The organism is Gilliamella apicola, from assembly GCF_003202655.1.
In the GTDB taxonomy this organism is placed as follows: domain Bacteria; phylum Pseudomonadota; class Gammaproteobacteria; order Enterobacterales; family Orbaceae; genus Gilliamella; species Gilliamella apicola_R.
This window is the reverse complement of record NZ_QGLR01000007.1, coordinates 191,925-212,849: the sequence shown is the minus strand read 5'-3', so window position 1 is coordinate 212,849 and position 20,925 is coordinate 191,925. Positions and strand designations below refer to the sequence as shown.

Annotated in this window: 17 protein-coding genes and 1 pseudogene; 5 read left to right on the top strand and 13 right to left on the bottom strand. The window is 35.1% G+C overall.

Features of this window, described 5'->3' with window-relative positions; genetic code table 11:
• Positions 1-932 precede the first annotated feature (932 nt).
• The gene (locus DKK70_RS03815) at positions 933-2,768 is read left to right on the top strand and encodes an ABC transporter ATP-binding protein (RefSeq protein WP_146210841.1); all 1,836 of its coding nucleotides are present in this window, start codon (positions 933-935) and stop codon (positions 2,766-2,768) included.
• 60 nt (positions 2,769-2,828) lie between these two features.
• Here the strand turns inward: DKK70_RS03815 and dacB are convergent, their stop codons facing one another.
• On the bottom strand, positions 2,829-4,262 hold the full coding sequence (dacB, locus tag DKK70_RS03810; RefSeq protein ID WP_110432797.1) for a serine-type D-Ala-D-Ala carboxypeptidase: 1,434 nt from the start codon (positions 4,260-4,262) through the stop codon (positions 2,829-2,831).
• Between the two features lie 302 nt (positions 4,263-4,564).
• On the opposite strand from dacB, the pseudogene DKK70_RS17435 reads away from it, so the two are divergent.
• Positions 4,565-5,441, top strand: a pseudogene (locus DKK70_RS17435) (TerC family protein).
• Positions 5,442-5,487: 46 nt separating this feature from the next.
• Here DKK70_RS17435 and cycA read toward each other — a convergent pair.
• Positions 5,488-6,861 (bottom strand): D-serine/D-alanine/glycine transporter, encoded by a 1,374-nt coding sequence (gene cycA / locus DKK70_RS03800; RefSeq protein ID WP_110432796.1) that lies wholly within the window; start codon positions 6,859-6,861, stop codon positions 5,488-5,490.
• 198 nt (positions 6,862-7,059) lie between these two features.
• Here cycA and mltA point away from each other — a divergent pair, with 198 nt between their 5' ends.
• The 3 genes from mltA (at position 7,060) to asmA (ending at position 10,733) form a co-directional block, all read left to right on the top strand.
• The gene (mltA, locus tag DKK70_RS03795; protein WP_110432795.1) at positions 7,060-8,139 is read left to right on the top strand and encodes a murein transglycosylase A; all 1,080 of its coding nucleotides are present in this window, start codon (positions 7,060-7,062) and stop codon (positions 8,137-8,139) included.
• A 68-nt stretch (positions 8,140-8,207) separates the two neighbouring features.
• Entirely contained in the window at positions 8,208-8,789 is a 582-nt protein-coding gene (gene dcd, locus DKK70_RS03790) for a dCTP deaminase (RefSeq protein ID WP_110432794.1), read from the top strand.
• A gap of 33 nt (positions 8,790-8,822) precedes the next feature.
• Positions 8,823-10,733, top strand: a complete 1,911-nt coding sequence (gene asmA, locus DKK70_RS03785) for an outer membrane assembly protein AsmA (RefSeq protein ID WP_110432793.1) — start codon at positions 8,823-8,825, stop codon at positions 10,731-10,733.
• Positions 10,734-10,808: 75 nt separating this feature from the next.
• On the opposite strand, the gene hslU is transcribed toward asmA, so the two are convergent.
• The 11 genes from hslU to sucC all read right to left on the bottom strand — a co-directional run bounded on the left by hslU (position 10,809) and on the right by sucC (position 20,777).
• Positions 10,809-12,137, bottom strand: coding sequence for an HslU--HslV peptidase ATPase subunit (gene hslU, locus DKK70_RS03780; RefSeq protein WP_110432792.1), 1,329 nt, complete (start codon positions 12,135-12,137; stop codon positions 10,809-10,811).
• A 28-nt stretch (positions 12,138-12,165) separates the two neighbouring features.
• Complete coding sequence (gene hslV / locus DKK70_RS03775) at positions 12,166-12,693, bottom strand: ATP-dependent protease subunit HslV (protein WP_025316169.1); 528 nt, start codon at positions 12,691-12,693, stop codon at positions 12,166-12,168.
• A gap of 169 nt (positions 12,694-12,862) precedes the next feature.
• A complete protein-coding gene (gene tolA, locus DKK70_RS03770; RefSeq protein ID WP_110432838.1) occupies positions 12,863-14,071 on the bottom strand; it encodes a cell envelope integrity protein TolA in 1,209 nt (402 codons plus the stop codon).
• 27 nt (positions 14,072-14,098) lie between these two features.
• Positions 14,099-14,518, bottom strand: a complete 420-nt coding sequence (gene tolR, locus DKK70_RS03765) for a colicin uptake protein TolR (protein ID WP_110422777.1) — start codon at positions 14,516-14,518, stop codon at positions 14,099-14,101.
• A gap of 2 nt (positions 14,519-14,520) precedes the next feature.
• Positions 14,521-15,192: a protein TolQ gene (gene tolQ, locus DKK70_RS03760; RefSeq protein ID WP_309146308.1), complete on the bottom strand. Its 672-nt coding sequence runs from the start codon at positions 15,190-15,192 to the stop codon at positions 14,521-14,523.
• 9 nt (positions 15,193-15,201) lie between these two features.
• Positions 15,202-15,597, bottom strand: coding sequence for a tol-pal system-associated acyl-CoA thioesterase (gene ybgC, locus DKK70_RS03755; RefSeq protein ID WP_110432790.1), 396 nt, complete (start codon positions 15,595-15,597; stop codon positions 15,202-15,204).
• Positions 15,598-15,766: 169 nt separating this feature from the next.
• Positions 15,767-15,874 (bottom strand): cytochrome bd oxidase small subunit, CydX/CbdX family, encoded by a 108-nt coding sequence (locus tag DKK70_RS03750; protein WP_110432789.1) that lies wholly within the window; start codon positions 15,872-15,874, stop codon positions 15,767-15,769.
• A 9-nt stretch (positions 15,875-15,883) separates the two neighbouring features.
• Entirely contained in the window at positions 15,884-17,020 is a 1,137-nt protein-coding gene (gene cydB / locus DKK70_RS03745; protein WP_110432788.1) for a cytochrome d ubiquinol oxidase subunit II, read from the bottom strand.
• A gap of 19 nt (positions 17,021-17,039) precedes the next feature.
• On the bottom strand, positions 17,040-18,611 hold the full coding sequence (locus tag DKK70_RS03740; protein ID WP_110432787.1) for a cytochrome ubiquinol oxidase subunit I: 1,572 nt from the start codon (positions 18,609-18,611) through the stop codon (positions 17,040-17,042).
• Positions 18,612-18,719: 108 nt separating this feature from the next.
• On the bottom strand, positions 18,720-19,586 hold the full coding sequence (gene sucD / locus DKK70_RS03735; RefSeq protein ID WP_110432786.1) for a succinate--CoA ligase subunit alpha: 867 nt from the start codon (positions 19,584-19,586) through the stop codon (positions 18,720-18,722).
• A 24-nt stretch (positions 19,587-19,610) separates the two neighbouring features.
• Positions 19,611-20,777, bottom strand: a complete 1,167-nt coding sequence (gene sucC / locus DKK70_RS03730) for an ADP-forming succinate--CoA ligase subunit beta (RefSeq protein ID WP_110432785.1) — start codon at positions 20,775-20,777, stop codon at positions 19,611-19,613.
• Between the last annotated feature and the right edge of the window lie 148 nt (positions 20,778-20,925).

The following is a 20,925-nucleotide window of genomic DNA, read 5'->3' as shown; positions in this document are numbered from 1 at the left end:
CCCTTTTTATACTGGGATTTCATGATAAGTTAGCTTTAGATAAAAAAAAGACCCGCATAAAATATGTGGGCCAACATGAAATATAAGGAATATAAGGAAAGAAAACAATGAAAAATCCTTATTGGTTCTATTATCCATTTTTTCGTGTTTTAGTCAATGTTTTAATTAGATTTAACCCCTTTATATCAATTAATCGGAGCATATTTAATCATAAAAAAAATCAATAAAAATATATCGTTAAATATTTAAAAAAAATGAGTAAATAAAAATAGTGTTAGATAACACTAACCAATAAATTAATCCTAAACAGATCAAATAGCGAAGTACACAATCTGATATTTTGCGTCAAAATTTTTTTTGTTTTAAACAAATATTAGCTTATTTAATCAATTACCAAACCATTTTTAGCCCCAAAGACGCGTTTATTGGTTTAAAAATAGTTGAATAGCACTCGTCAGGCAAAATAGTAATGAATTTATTTTAAAAAACTCAGGTGAATAAAATAACTGAAAGTATAATTTATTGATTAAAAGAACAAATTTTTATAGCAAAAAATATAGCTAACATCTGGAAATTGGATTTCAATTTGCAATAATGATGATTAACTTACTATTGAGGTACTTTAAGCCTGTTTTGAAAGATACCATATCGTTAAGCGAATTGTAGCCATCATCAAAGAGGATTTTAATACATTTATTAGTAATCTAGTACTTTTCAATATATAATTTGCTATTAGGAAAGCAAAAATAACTTTCCTCTTTTTTACTTTTCATTACATCAGTTTAATAGGTATATATTCAAGTGATTTTAATTCAGCTATTTTATAGTTACGTTTTGTGTCATAACGCTTAACGTGAGATTTATTTGCCCTCACTTTTTTATATCATTGATAAATCTATCAATGAGTAACCTTTTAACTAATTAGGTCAATTATGTATCGATTTTTTGAAAAATTGGTATCACCTTATCCAAAAGATGAACCACAGCCGATGGCTAAAAGTTTTTTCAGCTTTATTTGGCAATCCACGCAAGGAACACGTTTTTTCTTGCTACTATTAATCATATTAAGTGCCCTAGCTGGTGCTTTTGAAGCTTTTTTATATGCTGCCCTTGGTAAAGTTGTTGATTGGCTGGCGGCTGTTTCAGCCGAGCAATTTTGGCAACAAGAAAAATCTACCTTAATCGTGTTCACGATAATTATATTAGCTAGCACGATTATTATTGCCTTACAAACCATTATTAAACATCAGTGTCTGGCAGGAAACTTTCCAATGCGATTGCGCTGGAATCTTCATAGATTAGTGCTAAATCAAAGCATGAGTTTCTTTCAAGATGAATTTGCCGGTAGAATTTCAGCAAAAGTCATGCAGACCGCACTTGCGGTAAGGGATACCTGCTTTTTAGTGGCAGATATTTTTATCTATGTTCTGATTTCGTTCATTACCATGGCCACAATCATAGGTCAGTTAGATCTTTGGTTATTAGTTCCGTTTATGATTTGGTGTTTGGTTTATGGCATTGCGATGTATTACTTTATTCCACGCTTAAGTAAAGTGGCAAGTATGCAAGCAGATGCCCGTTCAACTATGACTGGTCGTGTGACAGACGCATATACAAATATTATGACAGTCAAGCTGTTTTCTCATGCCGGTAATGAAGCTAAATATGCACAAGAATCGATGGATGAATTTTTAGTTACCGTTAATAAACAGATGCGTTTAGTCAGTAGCTTTGAAATAGTTAATCATTTATTGTCTATTTTCTTGGTACTTGGCACTACAGGCTTATCTTTGTGGTTATGGAGCAATGCTTTAATTGGTGTAGGTGCTATTGCCACCACGACCGCTGTAGCCCTTAGATTAAATGGTTTTTCACACTGGATTATGTGGGAAATGGCGGCATTATTTGAAAATATTGGTGTGGTTAAAGATGGTATTAACACCTTCTCGGTCGCTAAAACCGTGGTCGATCAACCTGATGCACCATCACTTAAAGTGACCAACGGCAAAATCGAATTTAAACAGATAAATTTCAGTTATGATGCCAAATTAAAAAATGCCATTATTGATAACTTAAATTTGACCATTCAACCGGGTGAAAAGATCGGCTTAGTCGGCAGATCTGGCGCCGGAAAATCAACCTTAATTAATTTATTATTACGATTTTATGATTTACAAAATGGACAGATTTTTATTGACGGTCAAGATATCACCAAAGTCAATCAAGAAAGCTTACGTGCACAAATTGGTATGGTGACCCAAGATACTTCTCTATTACATCGTTCAGTAAGAGATAATTTATTATACGGTAATAATCATGCTACTGAACAAGAGATGATAATCGCTGCCAAAAAAGCCCATGCAGACAGTTTTATTGAAGGTTTAGTCGATGCAAATGGAAGAACTGGTTATGATGCTTTTGTTGGTGAGCGTGGCGTAAAATTATCAGGTGGACAACGTCAACGCATTGCTATTGCTCGAGTCATCCTGAAAAATGCACCAATTCTGTTATTAGATGAAGCGACGAGTGCACTTGATTCTGAAATTGAGCAAGCCATCCAAGAAAGCTTATATACATTAATGGAAGGTAAAACTGTTATAGCTATCGCCCATCGATTATCGACGATTGCGGCAATGGATAGATTAATTGTATTAGATCAAGGAAAAATTATTGAACAAGGAACTCATCAAGAGTTGCTGAGTAAAGACGGGCTTTATGCGCAACTTTGGAAACATCAAAGTGGTGGTTTCTTAGCTGATAATTTCTAACTAAAAACATAAGGGCGATGTTAGATACATTGCCCTTATCCTAGATCAAGATACTAGATATTAATTAATAAAGTTTTTATAAAATTCAGTTTCAAATCGCATAACTGCACTATTTTTAGGTTCACCTTGACTATCGGCTCGATAACCTGATAACAACTGTACAAAAGCAACATAACCGCCGTCTGATTTTTGAATAAACCCTGCTAAATTATAACAGCCTTGTATATAGCCAGTTTTGGCCATAATCACTTGTTTAAATGGGAATTGATTGAAGCTTTTACGATTTTGTAAAGTTCCATCAACGCCAGCAATCGGTAATTTTTCAATAAAAGCTAATTGGTTATTATTTGCTGAAATATATTGTAATATTTCCATTAATTTATTGGCGCTAACGAGATTGAGACGTGATAAACCAGAACCGTCAGCAATCACTAAATTTTCTAAATCAATTCCTGCTTTTTTACGTAAAATCTGTTTAACCGCATCACCACCATTACGCCATGTTCCTGAAGTATTATAATAATGTGCACCTAATGTCCTAAAGATAATATCAGCATATAAGTTATTTGATTTTTTTAACATAACCGTTAATAAATCAGAAAGTGGTGCCGATTGATTTGATGTTAATAGTGTCAATGAGCCGGTTGATTTTTGTTTTCTTTCAAAAATACGTCCTTTGTAGGATACTTTTTGTGCTTTTAGCTCGTTTTTTAACACTGTAGTAAAGTACTCGGTTGGATCCATAACCGCAAACTTTAATGGCGTTTTATTAGCATTAGAAGCAATACATCCGGATAAATAGTAACGATTTTTATCGGCAGTGACATCCAACTGACAATATCTATCATTTATATCCTTACTATTAGCCGCAATCGTTCTAACGTCACCTGAGACCATAACCGGAATACTAGATGAAACAGAAACTGAAGCTCTACCACCAACCTTTCCTGGTTTAATCATCGCATAAAAGCAGTTGCTATCAATTGTTGCAGCCGATGCTGGAGCATTATAACAAGCGGTTAAATTATTCCATGACCACCCTTCTGCTTTATCATGACTAGCAAAAATGGAGGTATCTAAAATAACATCGCCTGAAATTTTCTCTACCCCTTTTTGGCGAAGGGTGCTAATCATATTTTTTAATGTTTCCCGACTAAAAGTTGGGTCACCACTCAATTTGATAATAAGATCGCCATTAAGTTGCTTATTACTGACAGAGCCATTAGTGTACATTGCTGTAACAAACCGAAAATCACTGCCCAGTTCAAGTTGTGCTGCTAATGCGGTTATCACTTTTTGCGTGCTTGCCGGGTGTTTAAATTGATCACTTTTGTATTTTGCTAATGTTTTGGGTCTACCATCAACGGTTTGCACTAAAATGGATAGATCACTACCTTTAGGTAACGTTGAAATATATGGCTCAACCGATTGCGCTTGTACTAAGCATGAAAAAAAAGTAACGATTAATAAAAAAGATAACCTTATATTTGTCATGAGTTTATGCTCAAAGGATTATTAAATGTGATTAGTTAATGAGAGATAACCAATATATCTTTTTTTGATAAGCCTATCAATATACTCAATCACTTTTAATATTATATTCTAAATGTCATTAATTGTAGTACTTTTGAATTTCTTTCAAAAGTGAATTAAATATAGGTGACAAAGCTATCATTCTTCATTCATTAGGCTTGCCAATTAAAACCGTTCTGATGTTTATCATTTTGGCTTTAACGACAATTATAATTGATTCATACGCTCACCATAACGATAAACCCAGTAGTCTAACTAGTTAAATAATATGGTCTTTATTTTGGATTATTGTTGCTTTAGATTTTGCATTTATCTCTATTTTCACCATGGAAATCAGATAGCAAGTCTATTTATTACTGGTTATGTGCTTGAAAAAGCGCATTCAGTTGATAATTTATTCGTCATAATGGCGCTATTTTCATGGCTTGCTTTCTCTAATAACTATCGACATCAATTACTTCATTGAGGGTAATTGGTGCTATTATTTTCCGTGCTATTTTTGTTGTGATAGGTATCAGTTTATTATCTTTAGGAACTTGGATGGGCTATTTTTTCTATTGTTGTAACTTTTACAAATTTATGATGCTAAACAATCAAAGTCATGATGAAAACAAGATTATTCAGAACATTTTGCTTATCATATCGCTAAACGTAGTTTTCCTTCTTATCCCAAAATAGTTGATCATCATTTTTTTATTAACCAAAAAACAATAAGACGTTGAGTTAGCTAAGTCAGAAAACAGCGATATTATTCATAAAATGTCAAAAAGTGTTTTATATGCAACCCCACTATTTTTATGTGTGTGGTAATTGAGTTGAGTTAAGTGATGTTTGCATTTGATTCTTTTCCTGCTGTTATTGCCATCAATCAATAACCACTGATTATTTATTGTGCAATGATCTTCGCTATTTTGGGGCTAAGAAATATGTATTTCGTTTTAGAGCCGATGCAACAACATCTAGTACATCTTGGTAAAGCTGTAGTTTGCCTATTATTTTTTAATCGCAGTAAAACTTGCTTTGTATGCTAGTGAACATTTATTTGGGTATGGCCCGATAGTCAGCCTTTATGTAAAATTAAGCACTTTATTTTTAGGCATTATTGCAAGTTTTATTTGGCCAAATAAACATCAAAAATAATAATGTAATAAATATCGGCAGTATACCTGCCGATTGAATAGAGTAATTATTGACGTTTTAATGAACGAATAAAGTAACTGATTCCCAAAATAACAAACCATATTGGCGTTGCAATCAAGGCTTGGCAAGTATCTTTTTCAAAGGTTAACAACACAATCACAAAAGCAAAAAATACCAAGCATACAAAACACATAACGATACCACCCGGCATTTTAAATTGTGAAGCTTGATGTAATTTAGCTTTTTTACCGCGGTAAGCAATGTAAGAAATCAAAATCATCGACCAAATAAACATAAATAAAATAGCTGAAATAGTCGTTACAATAGTAAATGCTTCCATCACATTAGGCACTAAATAAATCAATACTACGCCACCTAATAGGCAAATACAGGAAAATAATAAACCATTAGCAGGAACTGAACGTTTGGATAATTTACCAAATTGTTCCGGTGCATCTTGTTTTTTTGCGAGACCAAATAACATTCTACTGGTTGAGTAAATACCACTATTTGCCGAAGATGCCGCAGAGGTAAGAACTACAAAATTGATAATACTGGCTGCCGCAGGTAAGCCAATTAGCGTAAAGAGTTCAACAAATGGACTTTTATTCGGTGAAATAAATTCCCACGGTGTTACACTCATGATAATAATCAAAGCAAAAACGTAGAAAAAGATAATTCGTACTGGTACTGAATTAATTGCCCGCGGTAAATTTTTATTCGGATCTAGTGTTTCAGCTGCTGTTGTGCCAACAAGCTCAATCCCAACAAAGGCAAAGATTGCGATTTGGAAACCAGCAAAAAAACCCATAGTACCATGAGGGAAGAATCCACCGTAATTCCAGAGATTCGAAAACGTTGCTGTAGTATTAGTTAGTTCTGAATGATAAGCAGTGAAAACTAACACAAGGCCAATAGCAATTAAGGCTAAAATTGCGACAATTTTGATCATCGAAAACCAAAATTCAGTCTCGCCAAACATACGCACCGTCAACAAATTCAATGTTAAAAGCACGATAACCGTCAGTAGCATTGGTATCCATGCTTGTAACTCGGGAAACCAGTGCTGTGCATATCCAGCAATAGCCACAACATCAGCAATACCAGTAATTACCCAACAAAACCAATAAGTCCAACCAGTGAAAAAACCGGCCCAAGGACCTAATAAATCGTTAGCGAAATCACTGAATGATTTATAATTAAGATTGGATAATAAAATTTCACCCATTGCTCGCATAACAAAAAATAAAACAAACCCAATAATCATGTACACAAAAATAATAGATGGTCCAGCAAGACTAATCGTCTTTCCTGAACCCATAAATAATCCCGTACCAATTGCACCACTTATTGCTATTAATTGGATGTGTCTGCTGGAGAGATTTCGTTTAAGATCATTATTTGAAGACGTACTATTCATCGTGTAGATTACCTGTCGTTTTTACAATTTTTCGATTTTATAAAGAGTAAAAAACTATAAAGTCTATAGCTTTAAATCGCAAGCTGAATCGTTATGAAAACTTTTTATGACAATCTAATAATTATTGGTAGTTTCTTATAATAGAATTGTGTAGCATAGCCGGCAATAATACTTAACTAATTACAATAAATTATCAAGATGAAAGAAAATAAACTTCAACTTCATATTTATACATTACTTGTTGTATTTATTTTGTCACTGCTTACTAGTTGTCAAGGTAATTCCAATTCCCGCAGTAAACAATTTAAAGACGGAAAGTTGCCATATGATTTAAATGTTAGCTATCCACATTTGGCTACGCCGGTTAATGTTACTGATTATAACATTCAAATAGAAAAACTTAAAAATACATCACCTTCGCTTTATTATAAAAACCAACATATCTATGAAGCGATAGATGTATGGATAAAGAAGTCATTAAAATCAAAGGAGTTAGCCAAAGTTGGCTTAAAAAGTTATGAAATGGCAGGCAGTGATGGATATGGTAACGTACATATTACTGGTTACTATACGCCAATTATAAAGGCCAGACACCAACCAACGGGTGAATTTAAATATCCAATTTACAAAATGCCAACTCAAAAGAAAAGAAAATTACCTAGCCGTGAACAAATCTATAATGGTGCGCTTGTGAATAAAGGCCTTGAGATTGCTTATAGTAACTCTTTATTGGACAATTTTATTATGGAAGTGCAAGGTAGTGCTTATCTTGATTTTGAAGATGGTCTTCCTTTAGTTTTTTTTAGTTATGCTGGTAAAAATGGCCATAGTTATTCAAGCATCGGACGTATACTGGTTGAACAAGGTGAGATAGCCAAGGAAGATATGTCTATTCAAGCCATAAAAAATTGGGCTAAAAATAAAAGTGAAAAACAAATCAAAGAACTATTAATTCAAAACCGATCTTTTGTTTTTTTTAAACCGCAATATAATGCCGAGGTAAAAGGTGCTGCTGCGGTACCATTAGTTGCCAATGCATCGGTTGCATCAGATAAGTCATTAATCCCAACCGGATCAGTTATATTAGTTGACGTCCCACTCCTTGATAGTGACGGTCAATATCGTGGCAGGCGAGAAGTGCGTTTGATGGTCGCTCTTGACGTTGGTGGAGCAATAAAAGGACATCACTTTGATCTATACTTAGGTATTGGCGATAAAGCCGGTGAACAAGCTGGTTATTATAATCATTTTGGTCGCGCTTGGTTGATAAAACCTTAATCTATCGACATCGACGCCAACTAAAGAAACTGTTAAAATATAATTAATAGCAGAATTAAGGATAACTTATGAGATTATGTGATCGTGATATTGAAGCGTATTTAAATAGTGGTAAATTAAAAATTACGCCACAACCTGCTTTAAGTTGTATTAATGGCGCCACTGTTGACGTTCGATTAGGTAATCAATTTCGTACTTTTAAAGAACATACTACACCTTACATTGATTTGAGTGGTCCAAAAGAAGAAGTTGCGGCGGTTCTCGATCGTGTCATGAGTGAAGAAATGATATTAACTGAAGATGATGCCTTTTATTTACACCCAGGGGAACTTGCCTTAGCAGTAACACTCGAATCAGTTACAATCCCTAATGATTTAGTCGGTTGGTTAGATGGCCGTTCATCATTAGCGCGCTTAGGACTTATGGTACATGTTACCGCTCATCGCATCGATCCTGGTTGGCACGGGCAAATTGTTTTAGAATTTTATAATTCGGGAAAAATACCTGTTGCGCTTAGACCTGGTATGACTATTGGCGCCTTAAGTTTTGAAACTCTCAGTGGCCCAGCTGCTAGACCATATAATCAAAGACAAGATGCAAAATATAAAGATCAACATGGCGCTGTTGCTAGTCGTATTGATAAAGACTAATGCCGCTTATAACCTTAATAAAGGAACATTAATATGTTAAAAAAAATATTGGTAATGCTATTTATCGTAATTCTGGTTATCGTTATTAGCATTGTTTCTCTTATTGTATTTGTTGATCCTAATAATTTTCGTGGTTATATCTCACAAACGGTAAAAGATAAAACGGGTTATGAATTGACTATCGAAGGTGATCTACGTTGGCATATTTGGCCCCAAGTTAGTATATTAACGGATTCAGTTAAATTATCAGATACTGGCGCAAAAAAACCTTTAATAACCGCTGACAATATGCGGCTTGATGTTGAACTTATGCCATTATTTTCGAAAAATTTAGCCATCAAAAATGTGTTTATTAAATCGGCGATAATCAATATTACTGATGAGAGCAAGGGGGAGAATGCCAAGAATAGTACTAAAGCTATAACTAACTCTTCACCACAGCAGCCAACAACCACTGAAGATAAAAATGAAGACCAAAAAAATCCATCCAATTGGAAATTTAGCTTAAATAAATTTGAAATAGCTGATAGTACAGTAGCTTTCCAACACGATCGTGATTTGATAAATTTTAGAAATATTAATCTGTTATTAGAAAAAAATAACGAGAAAAATCTTTCTCTTGTATTCAACGGCAATATCAACAAAAACCAACAAGACTTATTTTATTCATTAAATGCCAATATCGATTTAAGCCAATTTCCGGAAAAAGCCGTTATTGATTTAAAAAAATTAGATTACACTTATAATAGCATAGCTAATAGAGGAAATGAGCTAAAAGGTAGCGCAACTGGCTTAATTAATTACCAAAATAGTCCAATGCAATTAAATAGCCAAAATCTAGCTTTTTCAATTAACGATAATAGTTTCACTAGTAATATCAATGTACGTTTTGATAATAAACCAAACGTCAATTTCCAATTAAATGCTAATAAATTAGATTTAACACCTTTTTTACAAACAAGTGAAAAATCAACTAAAAATACCCCTGTTCAACAAACTTCACCAGTTGTTTCAAATGTTTCTAAAATTAACAATGAGTTAAGTGTTCTAAATACATTTGATGGCAAAGCAAAGATAAATATTAAAGAAATTAAAGCCAACAAAATTATCCTCAACAATATGAATGTTGATGTTGTTAATCAAGACGGTATTGCGACTTTAAAAGATTTAAGTTTTAACTTTGCTAATGGACAGATAGCAGCGACGGGTATAGCTAATGGTAAACAAAAGACACCTCAAGTTAAGTTAAATACTAAAGTAAATAATATCAATTTAAATTCATTTTTTACCCAAATGAATATGGCTTATGACCTTGATGGGGTATTCAATGCTTCTGGAGTATTAGAAACCAATACTTTATCAACTGCTAAATTATTACAAAATGTGAAAGGTAATGCGAATATCACTATTACTAACGCTAGATTAAATAATATCAACATCCAGAATATTATCGAATCTGCCGCGGCCAAATATGGTAATGGTAATATAAATCCTGAAAATCAGAAAAAATATACTGAGTTTCATAAAATTACAGCAGGCGCTTTTATAAACCAAGGTGATATTCAACTTAATACACTCAATGCAAATTCTGAAACGTTAGATGTTATCGATGGTTCAGGAAAAGTGGGAATGGTTAATCATGATTTGGATGTTAATTTAAATATAAAAATACTTGGCGGTTGGAACAGCAAAAGTGACACTATTGCGAAGTTACAAAAAGTTACCATACCACTACGCATATATGGTCAATTTTCTAAATTACATTATCAATTAGATATCGCTAAAATACTTTCTGATGTATTTAGTGATAAACTACAAAAGCGCTTAGATAAGCTGCGTGATAAATTAGAAAATAATGATTCTAAAAATGAAGATAAAAATAATGATAAATCAAAGAATAAACATAAAGCACTTGATATTTTAGGTGAATTACTCAAAAAGTAACTTTTAAATAACATAATGAAAAGCAAAAAAGGTGAGTTAAATAACTCACCTTTTTATTTATATAATATCAGTCAATTATAAAATGAATTTACTTAAATCTTCATCGGCAACAAGTTTATCAAGATGATCACTCACATATTTAGCATCAATTGTAATGGTTTGACCACCCAATTCACTAGCTTCAAAAGAGACATCTTCCATCAAACGTTCCAGAACAGTATGCAAACGGCGAGCGCCGATATTTTCATTTTGTTCATTAACTTGCCAAGCTGATTCTGCAATTTTACGAATTCCATCAGGGGTAAAGTCGATATTTACACCTTCGGTTGCCATTAATGCTTTATATTGCACAGTTAATGACGCGTTTGGTTCAGTTAAAATTCGTTCAAAATCTTCACTAGTTAACGCTTGTAATTCAACTCGAATTGGCAAACGCCCTTGTAGTTCTGGAATTAAATCAGATGGATTAGCTGTTTGGAACGCACCTGATGCAATAAACAAAATATGATCAGTTTTTACTGAACCATGTTTTGTTGAAACAGTACAACCTTCAACAAGTGGTAATAGATCACGCTGAACACCTTCGCGTGATACATCAGGTCCAGATGAATTACCGCGTTTACACACTTTATCAATTTCGTCGATAAAGACAATCCCATTTTGTTCAACCGCTTCAATTGCTTCTTGCTTAAGATCATCCGGATTAACCAATTTTGCAGCTTCTTCTTCAATTAGCTGTTTAAAGGCATCTTTAATCTTCATTTTACGCGCTTTGGTCTTTTGACCGCCTAAATTTTGAAACATTGACTGCAGTTGGCTGGTCATCTCTTCCATACCCGGTGGTGCCATAATTTCAACACCAATATTCATACCAGCTACTTCAATTTCAATTTCTTTATCGTCAAGCGCACCTTCCCGTAATTTTTTTCTAAATGCTTGTCTAGCTGTTGAATCATTATTGCTTTCAACTTGTCCCCAACCATCTTTTGCTGGTGGAACTAGCACATCCAAAATACGTTCTTCAGCTAACTCTTCCGCTCTATTACGATTTTTTTCAATTGCCTCTTGGCGTATCATCTTAACAGCAGAGTCGGTAAGATCACGAATGATGGAATCAACTTCTTTACCTACATAACCTACTTCGGTAAATTTTGTCGCTTCTACTTTAATAAATGGTGCGTGAGCCAATTTAGCTAGTCGTCTAGCGATTTCTGTTTTACCAACCCCTGTTGGGCCGATCATAAGAATGTTTTTGGGGGTAACTTCATGACGTAATGCTTCATCAAGTTGCATACGACGCCAGCGATTACGTAAAGCAATAGCAACGGAACGTTTTGCTTTATCTTGTCCAATAATATGTTGGTTTAATTCGCTTACAATTTCGCGAGGAGTCATTTCAGACATAATAATATTTCTCTTAAATCAGTTTTAATTAGTAATTAAGCTCTTCAATAGTTTGGAAATTATTTGTATAGACACAAATGTCACCTGCTATTGATAGCGATTTTTGTACAATATCATGAGCGGATAATGAAGTATTATCTAATAAAGCTCTTGCGGCAGCCTGTGCATAAGGTCCACCCGATCCAATCGCAATCAGGTCATCTTCTGGTTGAATAACATCACCAGTTCCTGTGATAATCAATGATGCGCTTTCATCAGCAACGGCAAGTAATGCTTCTAATTTACGCAACATTCTATCGGTTCGCCAATCTTTGGCTAATTCAACCGCTGCTTTAGTTAAATGCCCTTGGTGCATTTCTAATTTTCGTTCAAATAATTCAAATAGTGTGAAGGCATCTGCTGTACCGCCAGCAAATCCAGCTATCACCTTATTGTTATATAATCGGCGAACTTTTCGCGCATTACCTTTCATGATAATGCGTTCACCTAATGTGACTTGCCCATCGCCACCAATAACAACTTGACCTTCACGACGGACACTGACAATTGTTGTCATATTCTGCTCCTTCTCTTACATAAAAACTTAATTCGGAATGAATAGAACATATATTGGGGTATTTAGTGAATTTTCAACATTAGATTATCAAGATGACGAATATTATTTCATTAATGGATGAACATCGTATCAAGATATTATAAAAATCAGATAACTCAGCTATAACCTATTAGGGTTTGAAGTCGATACTCATCGTTTTTACTTCACTATATAAATTACTAGCTGGTTTCGGTATAGCTGCTAATTTAGTTGCGGCTAGTGCTTCTCGACATAAATCGGCATCACCACCTTTTTGGATAACATTAAGTAATAATCCGTCAGGCGCTATCTGGATTTGTAATTCACAAGTTTTTCCACGATAAACATTTGGTGGATTGACAAATTTATTACTTATTGCATTTTGTACTAATGATCTATATTTATTTAATTCTCCATCCGAAACACCTTTACGGCTAGCAGATCCTCCAGATGTACTTTCTGAACCTGAGATAAGCCCGCCTAAAAGATCATCAAGAGCTTTATCTTTTTTGGCCTGTTCAGCTTTTTTTGCTAAAGCAGCTTTTTTAGCGGCAGCGGCTTTTTCCGCCGCAGCTTTCTCAGCGGCTGCTTTTTCTGCCGCAGTTTTCTCGGCAGCGGCTTTTTCTGCCGCGGCTTTCTCAGCGGCTGCCTTCTCTGCAGCAGCTTTCTCAGCGGCGACTTTTTCCGCTGCAGCTTTCTCAGCGGCAGCTTTTTCTGCCGCGGCTTTCTCAGCGGCTGCCTTCTCTGCAGCAGCTTTCTCAGCGGCGACTTTTTCCGCTGCAGCCTTCTCTGCAGCGGCTTTCTCAGCCGCAGCTTTCTCAGCGGCGGCTTTTTCTGCAGCGGCTTTTTCTGCAGCAGCTTTCTCAGCGGCAGCTTTTTCTGCAGCTGCTTTTTCTGCTGCTGCTTTCTCAGCGGCGGCTTTTTCTGCTGCTGCTTTCTCAGCGGCGGCTTTTTCTGCTGCTGCTTTCTCAGCGGCAGCTTTTTCTGCAGCTGCTTTTTCTGCTGCTGCTTTCTCAGCGGCGGCTTTTTCTGCAGCGGCTTTCTCAGCGGCAGCTTTTTCTGCAGCGGCTTTCTCAGCGGCAGCTTTTTCTGCAGCTGCTTTTTCTGCTAATTCTTTAGCTTGACGCAGCTGTTCTTCTTTTTTCTGATTAATTTGTGACTGCAATTGTCTTTGAAAATCTTCAGTCATAACTGACGGATCAATCATGACTGCATCAATAGAATTACCATTAATGTTACCGTAGTTTTGACCATTATCATTAGGCACAAATTGATAGGCTAAAACAAAAATCAATAAGCCATGTAAAATAATGGATATAATAAACGATAAACTTAATTTTGAGTTTAACTTACTAGACATTGCTGACATTTTTTTATAATTATCAGTTTAAATTGGTTGAGTCATCAAACCAACAGATTTTACCCCAGCAGATTGGAGCAGATTTAAAGCCTTAATGATCTCTTCATAAGGAACTTGTTTAGCTCCACCGACTAAGAAAACAGCTTTATCATTTAGTGATAGTTGCTGCTTAACTTCTGCAACAATTTGTTCTTGAGGTATATCCGATTGGCGGTTCTGATCAATAATTATTGCATAAACACCTACGCCTGAAACTTCAATTATAATAGGTTTATTATCGGCTGGAGAAACAGTTTTTGATTCTGTCGCTTCTGGCAGATCAACTTCAACACTCTGGCTAATTATTGGAGCTGTCGCCATAAAAATCAATACCAATACCAGTAATACGTCAAGTAACGGTACTATATTGATCTCTGATTTGGTTGTATAGCGTGAACGTCGGCTCATAATTATTTCCTAACAGCGACTGCTTGACGTTGTAAAATTGAAGAAAACTCATCAATAAAGTTCAAATAGTTTTGTTCAATGCGACTTACACTTAATGATAATCGGTTATAAGCCAGCACTGCTGGAATCGCTGCAAACAAACCTATAGCAGTTGCAATTAATGCTTCGGCAATACCTGGGGCAACCATTTGCAAGGTTGCTTGTTTAACCGCACCTAATGAAATAAAGGCGTGCATGATCCCCCACACAGTACCAAATAAACCAATATATGGACTAATAGAACCAACAGTACCTAGAAATGGTATATGTAACTCTAAATTATCCAATTCACGATTCATTGCTAAACGCATAGAACGCGATGCTCCTTCTAATGCAGCTTTCGGCATATTTGGGTTAATTTGATATAAACGAGAAAATTCCTTAAATCCCGAATAAAAAATATGCTCAGTACCACAGATCTCTTCTTTGTTAAATTTTGCCTTATCAAAGAGCACATTTAAGTCATTAGCAGACCAAAAAGTATCGTCGAACTGTTCGACTTGTTTTTTAGCTTTGCTTAAAATTTTACTGCGTTGAAAGATAATAGCCCAAGACATTACAGAAAATGTTAGTAGTAATACCATAACACTTTGCACTAAAAGTCCTGCTTGTAAAAATAGATCAATAATATTCAGATTATCCACTTAAATAAACTCCAAAACTAATAACTTGGGAAGCGCACATGGCTTCATTTTAGTCATATTGACACAAGCAATAACGACATCAGCGCTGCTGATAATTTGCTCATTTTGGTTTGAAATTGTCTGTTTAAAAATAATAGACGCCTTACGAATTTGCTCAACCTTAGTGCTGATAGTTAGCATGTCATCTAAACGGGCTGGAAAGTCGTAGCTAATATCCATCTTTTTGACAACAAATGCAATACCTTCTTGTAATAACTTTTGTTGACTAATATCAAGATCCCTTAGCATCTCCGTTCTAGCTCGTTCAAAAAAGGCAAGATACCTAGCATGGTAAACTACGCCGCCAGCATCTGTGTCTTCATAATAGACTCTTGCATTCCAATTAAATTGTTTCATATTTTATAATTTACACAAAAAATTTGCGCTATTATATATGATTATAAAATTCGCTGCACTATGATATAAAATAAGTTAAATGAAAACAATTATCATTTATAAATTATTTATCTTAGTATCTAAGCTTCTAACTAAAAAGGTGGCAAATTGCCACCTAAATTTTATATTGTTATTGATCAGTCTCTTTGTCGTTATTAGAATTTTCAACCCAAAGCCCGGTAACTACAGCCAGCATACAGGCTGCAATTAATCCAATAAACCATAATACGTAATACATAATTAATCCTTAATAAAGTGAATGTTTATTATTTTCAATATGGTTTTTATCTAAGCGACCAAACATCTTAATGTAACTCCAAATAGTGTAGAAAAGAACAATCGGTAAAAATATTAACACTACGCCAAACATAATATTAAGTGTTAATTGGCTAGAAGTTGCGTCCCAAATTGTCAAACTGGCATTTGGCATAATGCTTGAAGGAATAATAAAAGGGAATGTCGCCACACCATATGTGAACAATACACATACAATAGTTAATGTAGATGTTAAAAATACTAATCCATTTTTATTAAGACCCGAGAAGCAAATCGTTAATATCGGTAGTAACACACCTAATGCCGGTATAATCCATAATATAGGATAGTTTATATAATTTTTTAACCATGATACATCTGTTGATACTGTTTTACTTAATGGATTTGAAACCCCATTAGGATCAATAGCGCTAGTCACTTCATAACCATGAATACCGTAAGCTACCCAAACACCAGCCAATACAAAAGCAATCAACATAATCAAACTTGCTATTTGCGTTGCTTTTCTAGCTCTTAAGTAAAGTTCACCAGAGGTTTTCATTTGCAACCAAGCTCCGCCATGAGCAACTATTAACATTAAACTAACAACGCCAGCCAATATTGCAAACGGATTGAGTAAAGCAAAGAACGAACCATCATAAAAAGGACGATAACCATTATCAAATCTAAATGGGACACCTTCTAATAAGTTGCCAAATGCAACGCCAAAAACAAGTGCTGGAACAAAACTACCTAAGAAAATGGCCAAGTCCCACATATTACGCCATTTAGAATTTTCCAGTTTACTGCGATAATCAAAGCCGATTGGTCTAAAAAATAGTGCACATAACACTAAAACCATTGCGATATAAAAACCAGAAAAAGAGACCGCGTAAGCCATAGGCCATGCAGCAAAAATACCTGCACCACCTGTAATTAACCAAACTTGGTTACCATCCCAATGTGGTGCTATTGCATTTATCATAATACGACGTTCAGTATCGGTTTTACCAATAAATGGTAATAAGATACCAACCCCCATATCAAAACCATCGGTGACAACAAAAGCAATTAAAACAACACTAATTAGCACCCACCAGATGACTCGTACAATTTCATAATCAATCATTGTATATACTCCCTATGCCTCAATCTGCTATTGATGGTGTTTTTTCATAATGATATTTGCCAGTGCCTAAAGAACTTGGCCCTAATCGAGCAAATTTAAACATTAAGAACATTTCAGCAATTAAGAACAATGTGTAAAGTCCACAAATAAGTACCATAGTAAATAATACTTCACCTGGAGTTAATGATGAATTAGCTACACCTGTTGGTAATATATCTTGAATTGCCCAAGGTTGACGACCATATTCGGCAACAAACCAACCACATTCACATGCAAGCCATGGAAATGGTAAAGATAAAAGAAGTAAACGACATAACCAACGTTTTTCACCAATTTTATTTTTATAGGTTGACCACAAAGCAAGACCCGTTCCTAAGATCATTAATAAACCAAGACCAACCATTCCTCTAAATGCCCAGAATAATGGCCATACTGAAGGAATTGAATCTTCAGTCGCTGCTTTAATGTGTTCTTCAGTAGCTTCTGGAATGGTTAAATTATCTTTATCAGTGAAACGTTTAACTAAATAGCCATAACCTAAATCAACTTTATTATCTTCAAAGGCTTTCAAAACCGCCGGATCTTTATCACCTTTTTGAATTTTTTCTAAGTTAGAATAAGCTAAAATCCCATTGCGAATTCGAGTCTCATTAGAAGCTAAAATATCTTTTAAACCGGTCACTTGAGTATCCAATGAACGAGTTGTCATAATCCCCATAACATAAGGAATTTCAATGGCAAACAAGTTTTCTTTTTTCTCTTGTGACGGGAAAGCAATAACATTGAATGATGCTGGTGCAGGTTGAGTTTCCCATTCACCTTCAATTGCCGCTAATTTGACAGGTTGCACTGTGGTGATTTCATGACCAGCTTCATCACCCATAATAGCAACAACAATGGACATAATAAAACCAAATACAGCAGCTACAGCAAAAGAGCGTTTAGCAAATGGTAAATCACGTTTCTTGAGTAAATAATAAGAACTAATGCTTAAGACAAAAATAGCACCAGTTAGATAACCTGCTGCTACTGTGTGGACAAATTTATATTGAGCAACCGTGTTGGTAATTAGCTCAAAAAAACTTTGCATTTCCATTCTTGAGTTAATCGGGTTAAAGTCAGAACCGACCGGGAATTGCATCCAACCATTAGCAACTAAAATCCAAAGTGCTGAAAGGTTAGATCCAAAAGCCACACACCAAGTAACCATCAAATGTTTGCCACGGCTTAATCTATCCCATCCAAAGAAGAATAAACCAACCATCGTTGATTCCAAGAAAAATGCCATTAGCCCTTCAATCGCCAGAGGTGCACCAAATATATCACCCACATAATGCGAATAATAAGACCAGTTGGTGCCAAATTGGAATTCCATGGTTAAACCTGTTGCAACCCCAACGGCGAAGTTGATACCAAATAATTTCCCCCAGAATTTAGTCATATCTTTCCAGACTTGCTTACCACTAACAACGTACACGGTTTCCATAATTGCAAGCATAAACGCCATACCTAGCGTTAATGGTACAAAAATAAAATGATACATTGCTGTGAGTGCAAACTGGAGGCGTGACAGTTCTACTATATCAAACATAAAGTGCTCCCTTATCCTTAAATGCCCACATATTTTGTAACGTTATTTATTAATATTGTACAACATAATTTAAAGAATAAGAATTGATTAATGTCAAAAAAATAAAACTTAAAAGTGTTTTTTTATTGCCTCACCAATTTGAGCTAAACTACTAACCACTGTAATACCTGCGGCTTGTAATGCTTTAGTTTTCTCTGCCGCTGTACCTTTATTACCTGAAATGATAGCGCCTGCATGCCCCATACGTTTACCAGATGGTGCTGATACGCCTGCTATATAAGCAACAACAGGTTTGCTAACATTATGTTTGATATAGTTAGCCGCTTCTTCTTCTGCGCTACCACCAATTTCACCAATCATAACAATAGCTTCTGTTTTAGGATCTTGCTCAAGTAACTTTAAGATTGAAATAAAATCACTACCCGGGATAGGGTCTCCCCCTATTCCAACACAAACAGATTGACCTAATCCAATATCGGTTGTCTGTTTTACGGCTTCATAAGTTAATGTACCCGAACGAGAAACAATACCTACTTTACCGGCTAAATGAATATGGCCTGGCATGATACCAATTTTACACTCATCAGGTACAATAATACCTGGGCAGTTTGGCCCAATCATAACAACATCATGTTGGATTAATTTTTGTTTAACGATAAGCATATCTAATGTAGGAATGCCTTCTGTTATACAAACGATGAGTTGGATGCCGGCATCAATAGCTTCTAAAATTGAATCTTTACCAAATGCTGCGGGAACATAAATAACGGTTGCCGTTGCACCTGTTGCTTCAACGGCTTCTTTAACTGTATTAAAAACAGGTAAACCTAAATGTGTCGTACCACCTTTACCGGGCGTCACACCTCCGACTAATTTTGTACCATAAGCAAGCGCTTGTTCAGAATGGAATGTACCTTGGCTACCAGTAAAGCCCTGACAAATAACTTTCGTATCTTTATTAATCAAAATTGACATAGTAATTATTCTCCATCCACTCTATTATTGTGCAACACTGACGATCTGTTGAGCTGCATCGACCAAACTTTTTGCGGTAATAACATTTAATTTACTTTTAGCTAGAATCTCTCTTGCAAGTTCTGCATTATTACCTTCAAGACGTACAACAACAGGAACAGTCAGACCTATTTCCTTAATTGCATCAATAATACCATTGGCAATAAGATCGCAGCGAACAATACCACCAAAAATATTAACTAATATCGCTTTTACATTTTTATCTGAAAGTATCAACTTGAAAGCTTCGGCAACGCGTTCTTTAGTCGTACCACCACCAACATCTAAGAAATTGGCTGGTTCACCACCGTAAAGTTTAATCATATCCATGGTAGCCATAGCAAGGCCGGCACCATTAACCATACAACCTATGTTCCCGTCTAGAGAAACATAACTAATACCTTGTTTAGCCGCAATCGATTCGCGTTCATCTTCTTGTGTGGTATCTCTTAATATGACTAAATCAGGATGTCTAAACATAGCATTATCATCTAACACAACTTTAGCATCTAAACAGATTAACTCTTGTGAATCAGTAATAACTAACGGATTTACTTCTGCTAAAGAAACATCTTTTTCAATAAAAAGATTAGCAAAATTAACGAATAATTTAGCGAATTGATTGACTAATTTACCGCTTAAGCCAAGTTTAAATGCTAGCTCACGACCTTGATAACCGCATGGTCCAGTTAAAGGATCAAGCGATATTTTATGAATTAAATGTGGTGATTGTTCAGCAACCTTCTCAATTTCAACACCACCTTCGGTTGATGCCATAATCACAATACGCTTGCTACTACGATCGACGACCGCCCCCAAATAAAGTTCTTTGGCGATATTAGAGGCTTTTTCAATTAAAATTTTATTAACTGGTTGCCCTTTAGCCGTTGTTTGGTAAGTCACCAAATACTGACCCAACCATTTTTCAGCAAATAGTTTTATTTCATTAAAATCTTTAGTGCAAATTACACCACCTGATTTACCACGACCGCCCGCATGTACTTGGCATTTTGCTACCCAAGCATTAGATTGAGATGAAAGTTGAGATAATGTATCTTGTATTTCATCAATTGAATTACAGACGTAACCTTCCGGTACAGGCAAATTATATTGTTTAAAAAGGTGTTTTGATTGATACTCATGCAGGTTCATAAAAAAATCCCGATACTTCGATTGCCACAAAATAGTGGCTAATTTTAATGCAAGTAGAAAAAATTGTGTAGTAAATAATTACTTATGTTTATAGTAATTGAGAATTATTGCTGATAACTACCGACAGTGATATACTCAAAACATATAT

Excerpts from the sequence above, each read along its gene's own strand:
- DKK70_RS03815 (WP_146210841.1), top strand. The coding sequence starts at position 933 with ATGTATCGATTTTTTGAAAAATTGGTATCACCTTATCCAAAAGATGAA.
- dacB (WP_110432797.1), bottom strand. The coding sequence starts at position 4,262 with ATGACAAATATAAGGTTATCTTTTTTATTAATCGTTACTTTTTTTTCA.
- cycA (WP_110432796.1), bottom strand. The coding sequence starts at position 6,861 with ATGAATAGTACGTCTTCAAATAATGATCTTAAACGAAATCTCTCCAGC.
- mltA (WP_110432795.1), top strand. The coding sequence starts at position 7,060 with ATGAAAGAAAATAAACTTCAACTTCATATTTATACATTACTTGTTGTA.
- dcd (WP_110432794.1), top strand. The coding sequence starts at position 8,208 with ATGAGATTATGTGATCGTGATATTGAAGCGTATTTAAATAGTGGTAAA.
- asmA (WP_110432793.1), top strand. The coding sequence starts at position 8,823 with ATGTTAAAAAAAATATTGGTAATGCTATTTATCGTAATTCTGGTTATC.
- hslU (WP_110432792.1), bottom strand. The coding sequence starts at position 12,137 with ATGTCTGAAATGACTCCTCGCGAAATTGTAAGCGAATTAAACCAACAT.
- hslV (WP_025316169.1), bottom strand. The coding sequence starts at position 12,693 with ATGACAACAATTGTCAGTGTCCGTCGTGAAGGTCAAGTTGTTATTGGT.
- tolA (WP_110432838.1), bottom strand. The coding sequence starts at position 14,071 with ATGTCTAGTAAGTTAAACTCAAAATTAAGTTTATCGTTTATTATATCC.
- tolR (WP_110422777.1), bottom strand. The coding sequence starts at position 14,518 with ATGAGCCGACGTTCACGCTATACAACCAAATCAGAGATCAATATAGTA.
- ybgC (WP_110432790.1), bottom strand. The coding sequence starts at position 15,597 with ATGAAACAATTTAATTGGAATGCAAGAGTCTATTATGAAGACACAGAT.
- DKK70_RS03750 (WP_110432789.1), bottom strand. The coding sequence starts at position 15,874 with ATGTATTACGTATTATGGTTTATTGGATTAATTGCAGCCTGTATGCTG.
- cydB (WP_110432788.1), bottom strand. The coding sequence starts at position 17,020 with ATGATTGATTATGAAATTGTACGAGTCATCTGGTGGGTGCTAATTAGT.
- DKK70_RS03740 (WP_110432787.1), bottom strand. The coding sequence starts at position 18,611 with ATGTTTGATATAGTAGAACTGTCACGCCTCCAGTTTGCACTCACAGCA.
- sucD (WP_110432786.1), bottom strand. The coding sequence starts at position 19,586 with ATGTCAATTTTGATTAATAAAGATACGAAAGTTATTTGTCAGGGCTTT.
- sucC (WP_110432785.1), bottom strand. The coding sequence starts at position 20,777 with ATGAACCTGCATGAGTATCAATCAAAACACCTTTTTAAACAATATAAT.